Genomic DNA, 12,676 nt, shown 5'->3' on the forward strand with positions numbered 1-12,676 from the left:
TTTCCTTTGTTAAACGACACCGGCTCTTAGCATGTCGTGCATATGCACCACGCCGAGCAATTGGTCACCGTCGGCCACCAACACTGCGGTGATGTGACGTGATTCCATCAGGTTGAGTGCATCGACTGCCAACATGTTTGGACGAACTCTAATGCCACCACTGGTCATCACATCTGCGATCTTCGCATGATTTAAATCAACGCCCATATCGAATATCCGGCGTAAGTCACCGTCGGTAAAGATACCTTTAATCATCATCAAATCGTCACAGATTACGGTTAATCCCAGATTTTTCCGAGTAATCTCCAGTAATGCATCGCGTAGTGAAGCATCAGGGCTGACATGTGGCATCTCAGCGCCAGTGTGCATGATATCGCTGATTCGCAATAACAACTTGCGCCCAAGTGCTCCGCCCGGATGAGAAAGCGCAAAATCTTCCTGAGTGAAACCGCGTGCCTGCAGTAATGCTACCGCGAGTGCATCACCCATCACCAAGGTGGCGGTGGTGCTGGTTGTGGGGGCTAGCCCCAGTGGACAGGCTTCTTGCGGGACTTTTATGCACAAGTGAATATCGGCGGCTTTACCCATGGTGCTATCAGGGTTGTTGCTCATGCAGATCAATGTGATTTTTTGGCGCTTTAGAACAGGGATTAATGCAAGAATCTCGTTTGATTCGCCTGAGTTGGAGATCGCTAATACGATATCTTGCGGTGTCACCATACCGAGATCGCCATGACTGGCCTCTGCTGGATGGACAAAAAATGCTGGCGTTCCTGTACTGGCCAACGTAGCGGCAATTTTGCAACCAATATGACCTGATTTTCCCATTCCCATGACGACCACTTTGCCATGGCAATGAAATATAGCTTCGCAGGCATTAGAAAAATCGTCATTAATGTATTGATCGAGCTGTGCAAGTCCTTCGCGCTCAATGTGCAATACCTGTTTGCCCGCCTGTTGAAAATCCATTCTTGGTTGCGAATCAAAAGAAGACATACTCAGTTCCTGTACGCGGCATCGTTTTCTATTACGCCGCACTAAAAGGGGCGAAGAATAGCACCGCAAGATAAGCAATAAACCCACATAATAACAGAGCACCTGCCAGATGGCCGATACGATGTTTTCGCCCTAAACAAAGTAGGGTGAATATCACACTGACACCGAGCATCACCCAATAATCACGTTGGAAAGCCTCCGGGTTAATCTCACCTGGTGACAACAACGCAGGTACGCCTAAGACAATGACGATATTAAAGATGTTCGATCCGATGATATTCCCGACCGCCATATCATCTTCCCCTTTCAACGCGCCGGCGATGAAGGTGGCTAATTCCGGTAAACTGGTGCCGATAGCGATGACGGTCAGCCCAATGACCAACTCACTGACGCCCGCGACTCTGGCAATCACGGTCGCGTTATCAATAATCATTTTGGCTGACAGCGGCAAAATAATGAAGGCCAATACCAGCCACAATAATGCAACCGTCGTGCTGCTATCTTGCGGTAATTCGGCCAACTGTTCGCGGGTCAGGATGTCATTACCCTGAGCATGGGCCAATCGCGCAATTTTTAGCATCAAGACAATAAATGCGACGGCGGCCAGCAGCAAAATAATCCCGTCCCCGCGACTAAGATGATTATCCGCTAACAGGAAGCCGCACAGGACGGTGACCGCTAACATTAAGGGTAACTCGCGACGTAATATCTCAGAACGTACCGTTAATGGGCGTATCAGGGCAGCACCGCCCACAATCAGCAATAGATTGGTAATATTGGACCCCAGCACATTCCCAACGGCCATATCAGTTTGGTTATTCAGTGCAGCAGTGACTGATACAATCAACTCTGGTAGCGAGGTGCCGATCCCCACAATCGTCATCCCAATAATGAGCGGTGGGATACCAAAAGCGCGGGCTAACACCGCAGCGCCGTAGACTAATCGGTCGGCGCCATACACTAATAAAACCAAGCCAATGACTAATAGTGTTATCGCAAGAAACATGCAGAGTCCTTTATTAGGTATAATCCTGATCCATGGGGTGCAGGCAGCAGATCGCCCATTAGCAAAAATGGTTGGCAACGTGTTTTGAAACTTATTTTTGCTTAGTTGCTAATTTTGACTGTGAGTGCCGGAAAAGTAAAACTGAAGGCAACTTTAGCTACGAAAAAGCGCGAATAAGTTGCCAAACTACTCCCCAATCGCGCTCGTTAACGCCATTTGATGTAGCATTGGCGGTTAGATGCGTAATAAAAGGCTCAAGGGACGAATGATAATGAAGCATATAGCGTCGAATTTGATAGAGATCCATGGGATGAGTTTTACCCGTGGTGAGCGTTCGATATTCGCCGATATCAATATGACGGTCCCGCGCGGAAAAGTGACTGCGATTATGGGGCCTTCAGGGATTGGTAAAACCACACTGCTGCGCCTGATCGGTGGGCAATTAGCGCCGGATACCGGTGAAATCTGGCTTGATGGTGATAATATTCCTACGCTTTCGCGTCAGCGTTTATATGATGTGCGCAAAAAAATGAGCATGTTATTTCAATCAGGGGCGCTATTCACTGACTTGACCGTGTTCGAAAACGTGGCGTTTCCACTGCGAGAGCATAGTCAATTACCGGAAGAGTTGCTGCATAGCACAGTGATGATGAAATTGGAGGCGGTAGGATTACGTGGCGCGGCGAGTTTAATGCCCAATGAGCTGTCTGGTGGGATGGCACGTCGTGCGGCATTGGCGCGCGCAATTGCCCTTGATCCTGAACTCATTATGTTTGATGAGCCGTTCGTTGGTCAGGACCCGATTACCATGGGTGTGTTGGTAAAACTGATTGACGAACTGAATCATGCATTGGGTGTCACTTGTGTGGTGGTTTCCCATGATGTGCCGGAAGTGCTCAGTATTGCCGATTATGCTTATATTGTTGCCGATCAGCATGTGATTGCTGAAGGCACACCTGAACAGTTGCAGGCTAACGATGATATGCGGGTGCGCCAGTTCCTTGATGGTATTGCCGACGGGCCGGTGCCTTTCCGTTTCCCTGCCGGGGATTATAAAACTGAGCTGTTAGGTTGATGGAGTATTCATGCTAGTACAGACATTAGCGTCTCTAGGCCGTCGCGGCATTAATGTCTGCGCCTCCTTTGGTCGCGCAGGCTTAATGTTGTTCAATGCCCTCGTGGGGCGGCCTGAACCGCGAAAACAGTGGCCACTATTGGTTAAACAACTGTATAGCGTTGGGGTGCAATCCCTGCTGATTATCGTGGTTTCCGGCCTGTTCATCGGTATGGTTCTCGGGTTACAGGGCTTCTTGATCCTAACCACATACAGTGCAGAAGCCAGCCTTGGCATGATGGTATCATTGTCACTGTTACGTGAATTAGGGCCCGTCGTCACAGCGCTGCTGTTCGCAGGTCGTGCAGGTTCTGCATTGACTGCGGAGATTGGCCTAATGAAGGCCACAGAGCAGATTTCCAGTTTGGAAATGATGGCCATTGACCCCTTGCGCCGAGTAGTCGCACCTCGGTTCTGGGCGGGTCTGATCAGTATGCCATTATTGACCGCGATTTTTGTTGCCGTCGGTATTTGGGGCGGTTCAGTGGTCGGTGTTGACTGGAAAGGCATCGATGGCGGTTTCTTTTGGTCAGCCATGCAGAGCGCCGTTGAGTGGCGTACAGATTTACTGAATTGCCTGATCAAAAGTGTGGTATTTGCCATTACCGTGACTTGGATTGCGCTGTTCAATGGTTATGATGCGATCCCAACATCTGAAGGGATTAGCCGGGCAACGACCCGTACTGTGGTGCATTCGTCACTGGCGGTATTGGGATTAGATTTTGTGCTGACAGCACTGATGTTTGGGAACTGAGTCGATGCAAACGAAGAAAAGTGAAATCTGGGTAGGCGCGTTTATACTGATTGCTATCGTGGCAGTCATATTCCTCTGCCTGAAGGTGGCCGATATCAAAGCAGTGGGCAATCAACCGACTTACCGGATTTACGCAAATTTTGACAATATTGGCGGACTTAAAAACAATTCACCGGTCAAAATTGGCGGGGTAGTCGTTGGGCGGGTAGCGAATATTACGTTGGATACCAGTAACTACAGCCCTCGTGTGGCAATGGATATTCAGCAGCGCTATAACCATATCCCAGATACCAGTTCATTGGCTGTCCGTACGTCAGGCTTATTGGGTGAGCAGTTCTTGGCTCTGAACGTCGGTTTTGAAGATCCTGATATGGGCACCAGTATTTTGAAAGACGGAGGTGTGATTCAAGACACCAAGTCCGCCTTGGTACTGGAAGACCTTATCGGCCAGTTCTTGTACAAAAGTGGTGGGGATGGTAATTCTGATTCACCAGCCAATAACCCAGCTGCGTTGCCAACTGGAACCACTGTACCGGCTGAAGGTACACAGTCACCGGCAGTCAATAGTCACTTGCCTGCAACTCAACATCCATAAAAGGGTATCAGAATGTTTAAACGTTTCCTTATGATTGCATTGCTGGTGGTCGCGCCATTGGCGAATGCGGTCGATCAAACAAACCCGTATCGTCTGATGGATGAAGCGGCAGAAAGAACATTCACACGTCTGAAAACTGAACAAGCTAAGATCAAGCAAAACCCAGACTATTTACGGACGATCGTGCGCGAAGAGCTGTTGCCATTCGTCCAGATTAAGTATGCCGGGGCACTGGTATTGGGGAGCTATTATAAAGGGGCAACACCTGCACAACGTGAAGCCTACTTTAATGCTTTCAGTCAATATCTAGAGCAGGCATACGGCCAAGCATTGGCGTTGTACCACGGCCAAACTTATGATGTCGCGCCAGACCAGCCGCTGGGTGATGCCAATATTGTCGCTATCCGTGTGACCATCCTCGATCCTAATGGCCGCCCACCGGTTCGTTTAGATTTCCAATGGCGTAAAAATAGCCAAACTGGCAACTGGCAGGCGTATGACATGATAGCCGAGGGGGTTAGCATGATCAGCACTAAGCAAAATGAGTGGGCTTCTATCCTGCGTCAAAAAGGTGTTGATGGCTTGACCCAACAATTGCTGCTTGCCGCGAAACAGCCAATTACCTTAGATAAGCAGTAAGGGCGGGGATAAGTAGCAATAATGGCAAATGAACTGAGCTGGCATTCAGAGCAGGATACGCTGGTACTGCAAGGTGAGTTAGATCGTGAGACGCTGTTGCCTCTTTGGCAGCAGCGCGAGGTGCTGCTGGCGGATAAAACCCATATCGATGTCAGTCAGTTACAACGCGTTGACTCCTCTGGCTTGGCGCTACTGGTGCATTTTCGTGAACTGAGGATCAAGCAAGGAACTTCACTCATGATCATGGGGGTCAGTGACCGGCTAGCTACCCTGATTGAGCTGTATAATCTTCGCGATATCATACCAGTCGAAACCGTAGCCTCAGCAGAAATATACCCAGGCTAGCGAATACCGCTGCTACGTCAAGAATGAAAACGAGTGGCCCCTGCAGATAATTATGACGCAGGGGCTTTTCTTTGTTTCGGAACATGCCGTATTCCACTAATATGTTTGACTGGCTATGCTCCTCATAAAATAGAATGAATCTTATGGATACTAACGAAATTAAAGACGTGCTGATGCGAGCATTGGCATTACAAGAAGCACATGTGACCGGCGATGGCAGTCATTTTCAGGTGATTGCGGTCGGTGAGCTATTTGCTGACATGAGCCGAGTGAAAAAACAGCAGGCTGTGTATGCGCCTTTGATGGAATATATCGCGGATAACCGTATTCATGCCTTATCAATTAAGGCTTATACGCCACAAGAGTGGCTGCGGGATCGTAAGCTAAACGGCTTTTAATACTGTTGGCTAGTGGGCTGTTTGATGATGTTGTGAACAGTTCAACGGCGGGCGGTAAATTCGAATTTGACAATAGAGAGTGGTCACAATGGATAAGTTTCGTGTTGAGGGGCGGACTCGCCTAAGTGGTGAAGTCACTATTTCCGGCGCGAAAAACGCCGCACTGCCAATACTGTTTGCTGCGCTGTTAGCTGAAGAGCAAGTTGAGCTGCAAAATGTCCCGAAGCTAAAAGACATTGATACTACCATCAAGCTGCTTGGCCAATTAGGCACCAAAATTGAACGTGACGATTCAGGCTCCGTTTTCGTCGATGCCCGCGGCGTGAATGAATTTTGCGCGCCTTATGATTTAGTCAAAACCATGCGCGCTTCTATTTGGGCGCTGGGGCCACTGGTTGCGCGTTTTGGTAAAGGGCAGGTTTCTTTGCCTGGTGGCTGTGCTATTGGCGCTCGTCCGGTTGATTTGCATATCACTGGTTTAGAACAATTGGGTGCGGAAATTAAGCTGGAAGAAGGCTACGTTAAAGCTTCAGTCAATGGTCGCCTGAAGGGCGCAAATATCGTGATGGACAAAGTGAGCGTTGGCGCTACTGTGACCATTATGAGTGCCGCAACCTTGGCTGAAGGCACCACTGTGATTGAAAACGCCGCACGTGAACCAGAAATCGTCGATACCGCAAATTTCCTCAATACGCTGGGCGCTAAAATAACGGGTGCGGGCACTGACCGTATCACCATTGAAGGCGTTGCGCGCTTGGGGGGTGGTGTTTATCGTGTGGTGCCTGACCGTATTGAAACCGGCACTTTCTTAGTTGCTGCGGCAGTTTCGGGCGGAAAAGTGGTTTGTCGCCAAGCGCGTCCTGATACTTTGGATGCGGTATTAGCCAAACTACGTGAAGCGGGTGCAGACATTGAAGTGGGTGATGACTGGATCAGCCTCGATATGCACGGCCAGCGGCCAAAAGCAGTGACGATCCGTACTGCGCCACATCCAGGGTTCCCAACGGATATGCAAGCTCAGTTCAGCCTATTGAATTTGGTCGCAGAAGGGACGGGAGTGATTACCGAAACTATCTTCGAAAACCGTTTCATGCACGTGCCTGAATTGATTCGTATGGGCGCACATGCTGAAATCGAGAGCAACACCGTCATTTGTTATGGTGTTGAGCAACTATCCGGTGCTCAAGTGATGGCAACTGATCTGCGTGCTTCAGCCAGCTTGGTATTAGCGGGCTGTATCGCTGATGGCGTCACGATTGTTGACCGTATTTATCACATTGACCGTGGCTACGAACGTATCGAAGATAAATTACGTGCGCTAGGTGCCAAAATTGAGCGTGTGAAAGGCGAATAAGCCTTCGCTAAGCCAGCGATCTCATCGCAATAAAAATGCCAGCCGTTCTCACGAGCTGGCATTTTTTTAACAAAAAAATTATGGCTGTTGTGTTGCTTGGTGGCCAAGTACTGCATTTTGATCTAATTCTGTAATGGTGATTTGTATCGTTATTTGCTGACCATTACGCAAGAGCAGTACTGGAATCGTTGTTCCGGGGCGGATTTCTGCAACCTGATCCATTGTTTCAATCACGGACGTGGCAGGCTTATTATTCACGCTAAGAATGATATCACCGACTTGCAAATCAGATCTCGCCGCTGGGCCATCTGGCGATATCCCATTAACTTTAATGCCATGTATCCGATCGGGGCCATTACCGCTCGCATTGAAAGGAGGATACTCCTCGCCAGTCACCCCGATATAACCGCGAATGACCCGCCCGTCACGAATCAGCTTCTCCATGACTTTGGTCGCCAGCGCCGTTGGAATAGCAAAACCGATCCCTTCCGGTGTTTCACCGTTGCTACTTTTATCGAAAGATAAGGTATTAATCCCCATCAACTCACCCAATGTATTCACCAGTGCGCCGCCAGAGTTGCCCTGATTGATTGAGGCATCGGTCTGAAGGAAGTTTTGTCGGCCAGAATCGCTTAAACCGATACGGCCGGTGGCACTGATAATCCCCTGAGTGACCGTCTGGCCCAAGTTATAAGGGTTACCGATGGCGAGGACGACATCGCCAATATGGGGGACACGATTAATATTGATGGGAATGACAGGGAGATTGACCGCATCAATTTTCAGAACGGCTAAATCTGTCAGGCTATCCGAACCGACCAGTAATGCCTCTGATACACGGCCATTTTGCAGCGCCACGATAATTTGCTCTGCATTATTAATAACGTGCTTGTTGGTCAGGATGTAGCCTTTGTCACTCATGATAACGCCAGAGCCCAGCGTACGAATGGCTAGCCCATCTTGAGTTGAGCTCAGACTGCGATTATAGACATTCACCACCGCAGGCGCCGCTCTGCGTACCGCTTGATTATAACTGGCGGGGGTTTCTTCTAAGCTAGTGCTGCTACCGGAAAAGAAGTGACCGGGATTACGAAGCATAGGCATGGCGACCAGCAAGATACCGGCGACAATCAGCCCCAAAATAATAGAACGCAATAGCTTAAGAAACATGAGGTTTATGGCGTGAATGAATGGATGTCAGGAGGATAGCATGAGTTTGGCGGACACAGCATGGTGCTGTGTCCGATTTTTCCGCAAATTAGCGTATTAACAGGTAAATATTCTCACCGCCACGCACAATATTCAGTGCAATGACCGCAGGTTTTGCTTCGATGGCTTTGCGTAATTCGGCGATGTCTTTTACGCGAACACGGTTTACAGCAATAATCACATCGTCTTTCTGCAAGCCAGATTGCGCTGCAGGTGAACCTTTAGTGACGCTTTCAACTTTAACGCCTTTGCCACCATCTTTGATTTCGCCATTACTCAGGGAAGCACCCTGCAATGATGGTGATAAAGTCTCTGCGCTGGTGGACGTTGGGCTGCTATTTTCCAGCGTGACTGAAACATCAAGCGGCTTCCCATCACGCAGCAAACCAACTTTAACGACTTTACCTGGGCCAGTGGTGCCGACTTTGGCACGCAGCTCAGCAAAGCTGCTGATTGGCTTGCCATCGACAGAGACCAACACGTCACCCGCTTTGATACCTGCTTTTGCAGCGGCTGATTTTGGCAAAACTTCACTGACGAATGCACCGCGTTGAGCATCGATATTAAAGGCTTTCGCCATATCGGCCGTCATTTCGCTGCCACGAATACCCAACAGCCCGCGTTTTACCTCGCCAAACTCAATCAACTGCTGACTGAGGTTTTGCGCCATATTACTTGGGATAGCAAAGCCGATACCGATATTACCGCCGCCAGGGGCGAGAATGGCGGTGTTAATGCCAATCAATTCACCATTGAGGTTAACCAAAGCGCCACCAGAGTTACCCCGGTTGATAGACGCATCGGTCTGGATAAAGTTTTCCAGCCCTTCCAGATTCAGCCCACTGCGACCTAGGGCAGAAATGATCCCTGAAGTCGCGGTTTGCCCCAAACCGAATGGGTTACCGACGGCGACAGCAAAATCACCCACTCGCAGATTATCGGAATCAGCAATTTTAATGGAGGTCAGGTTTTTCGCATCTGTTACCTGTAATAAAGCGATATCAGTTTGCTCATCACGGCCCAGCAGTTTGGCATCATATTCACGGCCATCATTCAACTGAACACGAATTTTATCCGCATTATTGATGACGTGATTGTTGGTTAAGATGTAACCTTTTTCAGCATTGATAATGACACCAGAACCCAGCCCTTCGAAGGGACGGTTGCTCTCTTTACCGGTTGGCGCATTAGGGCCAAAGAAGAATTTGAACTCTTCTGGCAAACGTTGCTGTTGAACCTGCGTGCCGGAAACATGAACGCTGACGACGGCAGGTAAGACTTTTTCTAGCATCGGTGCCAAGCTAGGAACAGCCTGCCCAGCCACCGCTGCGGGCAGTGCGGCAGCGTTCGCCATTGGAACGCTAGCGAGACCTAAGCCGACACTCATTGCCAGCGCACTAAGAAGTAATGACTTTTTCTTCATTGATTAAACTCTCTCAATACCTAACGGTGAATGAATAGTGTAGATGGCTGTGACAGGCCCGTTGTAAGTTCAGACTCTGAGTTAGCTAAAAAATTCACTTATTTCAAATGGCTACTATAGTCTTAAAATAAGTATCCTGAGATACCGCTTGATATAAGGTTTGCTGCGAAGTAATTCAAGGAAAGGTGAGTATAGAAGTGTAAATGTGCTGACTACGTGATCGTAGCCAGCATGATGTATCTGTGTTTAATCGCGGGTCTGATGCTCAGGGCGTAGTAAGCCTGATGCGCCTTCAGAGTAATCACGCGGTGGCATTTTTACCGGTGCCTGATCGTTATCAGCTTCAGATTCGGTCAAGCGATAGCGGAACGGATTATCCTGTAACGGTAAGTCCGGTAACAAGTTATTGGAGCTTTTCGCCATATGCTGATAAAGCTGACGATAGTCGCGAGCCATATTATCCAGCAATTCAGCACTGCGGGCAAAATGCCCAACCAGTTCTTGACGGTACTCTTCCAAATCTGTTTTGCTCTTCTCCAGCTCATTTTGCAGCACTTGCTGCTGACGCAATTTGCGGTTGCCAAAGCGCATAGCGACCGCGCCAATGATGATACCCACAACCAACCCAATAAGCGCATACTCCCAGGTCATGATGACTCCTTTTTTGACTTCATTGTTCAGCAGGACTTTTCACTTAATAATAGCCACTATAACCGTTAACCTTGTCTGAGTGGAATCCTGATGCAACTTTGGTTTTGATTATCAGGATTTATCCGCAGGTGTTGAGTCGGTAAATGCTGCGATTGCACGATAAATCAGTGAGAAAGTAACGCGAAAAGTAGATAACTATTTTATCAGGGATTAATGATAAACATGCAACTAAGTACACCTACAACGATTTATCAGCAGGCGCTTGATGCTGGCGACTACCAGCCTGACGATGTACAAAGACGCGCTGTTGCACAGTTGGACCAAATTTATCATGCACTCATGCAACGTCAGCATGAGCCACCCGCTGGGGTGGGGATTCGTGGGCGGTTGAACCGTTTGATCGGCCGAGGCTCATCAAAAACGGCCATACGTCCGGTGCAGGGTTTATATATGTGGGGCGGCGTTGGGCGCGGTAAAACTTGGCTGATGGATATGTTTTTCCACAGTTTGCCAAGCGAGCGTAAACTTCGGCTGCATTTTCACCGTTTTATGCTGCGGGTACATCAAGAACTGGCTGAACTGCAAGGGCATGAAAATCCGTTGGAGATCATTGCTGATCACTTCAAAACGCAAACCGATGTGTTGTGCTTTGATGAGTTTTTCGTCACTGATATTACCGATGCCATGCTGTTAGCAACATTGCTAGACGCCTTATTTTCAAGAGGCATTACACTGGTCGCAACCTCCAATATTCCGCCCGATAACTTGTATCAAAATGGCTTACAGCGCGCTCGCTTCGTGCCGGCGATTGGATTGATTAAGCAGTATTGCGATGTGATGAATGTCGACGCAGGCATTGATTACCGTTTGCGCACCCTGACGCAAGCCAATCTTTATCTGGCCCCATTGAATTCGCAGACCGAGCAGGTCATGGGCGAAATGTTTGTCAAATTGGCGGGTAAAGAGGGCGAACATACGCCGGTGCTGGAGGTCAATCACCGGCCATTACCGGCGATTTGTGCGGGACAGGGGGTTTTGGCGATAGATTTCCATACGTTGTGCGAAGAAGCACGTAGCCAGTTGGATTACATTGCACTGTCGAAGGTCTATCACACGGTATTGCTGCACAATGTTCACTGTATGGCGACGGTACGTGATGAAAATACGGCTCGGCGCTTTTTGGCGTTAGTCGATGAGTTTTACGAACGAAGAGTCAAATTGATCATCTCAGCTGAAGCATCCATGTTTGAGATTTATCGCGGTGAGCACCTAAAATTCGAATATCAGCGCTGTTTATCTCGGTTACAAGAGATGCAGAGTGAAGAGTACCTTGCTTTACCGCATCTGCCGTAATCATGTCATTTAAGGCATGGCGGCACGTAAAATACTCAACACCTGTGTATTGCAATATTTGTGTATTGTCAGCCACCTTCGCCGCTTTAAGTGCGGCGAAGATATTCACTTTTGGCGTATTAAAATGCTACTCTATCGCGGGCGATTTTCCTTCGTCCTGACTTAGCATGTTTAATTTATACCTTTCTCGTCAAAAACAGTTCGATCTTTAACGTCGACTTCTCTATAATCTTGCGACCCCACGTTACAACAAAGTTTTTTTCCCAAAAACTTTGATAGTGCCGGCATTGGCTATTCGAAGGGGTAGGTTTGCTGGACTGATGGTCGTGTGAGCCTCAACTGTTTTTGAACGTTTGGGTGTTCACCAACGTGTAACTTATTAATTGGGTAAGCTTTTATAATGAAAACTTTCACAGCTAAACCAGAAACTGTAAAACGCGACTGGTATGTTGTTGACGCGAATGGCAAGACCTTAGGTCGCCTCGCTACTGAACTGGCTAGTCGTTTACGCGGCAAGCACAAAGCGGAATACACCCCGCACGTTGATACTGGTGATTACATCATCGTTTTGAACGCAGAAAAAGTTGCTGTAACTGGCAACAAGCGTTCAGACAAGATTTATTACCGCCACACCGGTCACATCGGTGGTATCAAACAAGCGACCTTTGAAGAGATGATTGCCCGCAGTCCTGAGCGTGTGATTGAAATCGCGGTTAAAGGCATGCTGCCGAAGGGTCCGCTGGGTCGTGCAATGTATCGTAAACTGAAAGTTTACGCGGGTACTGAGCACAATCATGCGGCGCAGCAACCGCAAGTTCTGGACATTTAATCGGGATTAT

Annotated in this window: 14 protein-coding genes; 9 read left to right on the forward strand and 5 right to left on the reverse strand. The window is 48.5% G+C overall.

Features of this window, described 5'->3' with window-relative positions:
- Window positions 1-9 precede the first annotated feature (9 nt).
- Window positions 10-996, reverse strand: coding sequence for an arabinose-5-phosphate isomerase KdsD (kdsD, locus tag BN68_RS17310; protein WP_019212432.1), 987 nt, complete (start codon window positions 994-996; stop codon window positions 10-12).
- 31 nt (window positions 997-1,027) lie between these two features.
- Window positions 1,028-2,002 (reverse strand): calcium/sodium antiporter, encoded by a 975-nt coding sequence (locus BN68_RS17315; RefSeq protein ID WP_019212433.1) that lies wholly within the window; start codon window positions 2,000-2,002, stop codon window positions 1,028-1,030.
- Between the two features lie 271 nt (window positions 2,003-2,273).
- Between BN68_RS17315 and mlaF the strand changes: the two genes are divergently transcribed.
- The 7 genes from mlaF to murA all read left to right on the forward strand — a co-directional run bounded on the left by mlaF (window position 2,274) and on the right by murA (window position 7,201).
- A complete protein-coding gene (gene mlaF, locus BN68_RS17320) occupies window positions 2,274-3,077 on the forward strand; it encodes a phospholipid ABC transporter ATP-binding protein MlaF (protein WP_042806922.1) in 804 nt (267 codons plus the stop codon).
- 10 nt (window positions 3,078-3,087) lie between these two features.
- Window positions 3,088-3,870, forward strand: coding sequence for a lipid asymmetry maintenance ABC transporter permease subunit MlaE (mlaE, locus tag BN68_RS17325; RefSeq protein WP_019212435.1), 783 nt, complete (start codon window positions 3,088-3,090; stop codon window positions 3,868-3,870).
- Window positions 3,871-3,874: 4 nt separating this feature from the next.
- A complete protein-coding gene (gene mlaD / locus BN68_RS17330; RefSeq protein WP_019212436.1) occupies window positions 3,875-4,465 on the forward strand; it encodes an outer membrane lipid asymmetry maintenance protein MlaD in 591 nt (196 codons plus the stop codon).
- Between the two features lie 12 nt (window positions 4,466-4,477).
- The gene (gene mlaC, locus BN68_RS17335; protein ID WP_019212437.1) at window positions 4,478-5,104 is read left to right on the forward strand and encodes a phospholipid-binding protein MlaC; all 627 of its coding nucleotides are present in this window, start codon (window positions 4,478-4,480) and stop codon (window positions 5,102-5,104) included.
- 21 nt (window positions 5,105-5,125) lie between these two features.
- On the forward strand, window positions 5,126-5,449 hold the full coding sequence (gene mlaB / locus BN68_RS17340) for a lipid asymmetry maintenance protein MlaB (protein WP_019212438.1): 324 nt from the start codon (window positions 5,126-5,128) through the stop codon (window positions 5,447-5,449).
- 143 nt (window positions 5,450-5,592) lie between these two features.
- On the forward strand, window positions 5,593-5,847 hold the full coding sequence (gene ibaG / locus BN68_RS17345) for a BolA family iron metabolism protein IbaG (protein ID WP_019212439.1): 255 nt from the start codon (window positions 5,593-5,595) through the stop codon (window positions 5,845-5,847).
- 88 nt (window positions 5,848-5,935) lie between these two features.
- Window positions 5,936-7,201 carry a UDP-N-acetylglucosamine 1-carboxyvinyltransferase gene (gene murA, locus BN68_RS17350; protein WP_019212440.1) on the forward strand — a complete coding sequence of 422 codons (1,266 nt, stop codon included), beginning with the start codon at window positions 5,936-5,938 and terminating at the stop codon, window positions 7,199-7,201.
- A gap of 78 nt (window positions 7,202-7,279) precedes the next feature.
- Here the strand turns inward: murA and degS are convergent, their stop codons facing one another.
- The 3 genes from degS to zapG form a co-directional block, all read right to left on the reverse strand.
- Window positions 7,280-8,371, reverse strand: coding sequence for an outer membrane-stress sensor serine endopeptidase DegS (gene degS / locus BN68_RS17355; protein WP_019212441.1), 1,092 nt, complete (start codon window positions 8,369-8,371; stop codon window positions 7,280-7,282).
- Window positions 8,372-8,459: 88 nt separating this feature from the next.
- Window positions 8,460-9,833 (reverse strand): serine endoprotease DegQ, encoded by a 1,374-nt coding sequence (degQ, locus tag BN68_RS17360; protein ID WP_019212442.1) that lies wholly within the window; start codon window positions 9,831-9,833, stop codon window positions 8,460-8,462.
- A 246-nt stretch (window positions 9,834-10,079) separates the two neighbouring features.
- Window positions 10,080-10,484: a Z-ring associated protein ZapG gene (gene zapG / locus BN68_RS17365; RefSeq protein ID WP_019212443.1), complete on the reverse strand. Its 405-nt coding sequence runs from the start codon at window positions 10,482-10,484 to the stop codon at window positions 10,080-10,082.
- Window positions 10,485-10,706: 222 nt separating this feature from the next.
- Here zapG and zapE point away from each other — a divergent pair, with 222 nt between their 5' ends.
- Together zapE and rplM are read left to right on the forward strand one after the other, a co-directional pair.
- On the forward strand, window positions 10,707-11,837 hold the full coding sequence (zapE, locus tag BN68_RS17370) for a cell division protein ZapE (RefSeq protein ID WP_019212444.1): 1,131 nt from the start codon (window positions 10,707-10,709) through the stop codon (window positions 11,835-11,837).
- A 400-nt stretch (window positions 11,838-12,237) separates the two neighbouring features.
- Window positions 12,238-12,666, forward strand: a complete 429-nt coding sequence (rplM, locus tag BN68_RS17375) for a 50S ribosomal protein L13 (RefSeq protein ID WP_019212445.1) — start codon at window positions 12,238-12,240, stop codon at window positions 12,664-12,666.
- Window positions 12,667-12,676 lie beyond the last annotated feature (10 nt).

The organism is Yersinia massiliensis CCUG 53443, assembly GCF_000312485.1.
Lineage (GTDB): Bacteria > Pseudomonadota > Gammaproteobacteria > Enterobacterales > Enterobacteriaceae > Yersinia > Yersinia massiliensis.